The organism is Deinococcus alpinitundrae (genome assembly GCF_009982895.1).
Taxonomy (GTDB): Bacteria; Deinococcota; Deinococci; order Deinococcales; family Deinococcaceae; genus Deinococcus; species Deinococcus alpinitundrae.
The window spans coordinates 1-262 of the sequence record NZ_WXZL01000330.1 but is presented as its reverse complement, the minus strand read 5'-3'; the positions used below and the strand labels follow the sequence as shown (position 1 = coordinate 262).

The 262-nt window shown below is 34.7% G+C and carries 1 protein-coding gene; it reads left to right on the top strand.

The window, feature by feature from the left end:
- Positions 1 to 262, top strand: a 262-nt coding sequence (locus tag GUI70_RS25890; RefSeq protein ID WP_161884599.1) for an alanine--tRNA ligase-related protein, incomplete at both ends; no start/stop codon positions are given.

Sequence of the window (262 nt, the reverse complement as noted above, 5' to 3'; positions counted from 1 at the left end):
TCAATCATAATAAAGATCATAGTTACACACCATTACCTAATAAAAACATTGATACCGGCATGGGGCTTGAGCGTATGGCCTCAGTTTCTCAAAATGTACGTACTAACTATGAAACAGATTTATTTATGCCTATACTGAATGAAATCGAAAAAGTATCAGGTAAACAATATTTAGTAAACAACGAACAAGATGTGGCATTTAAAGTAATTGCTGACCACATTCGTACGATTGCATTTGCAATTTCTGATGGTGCATTACCTGC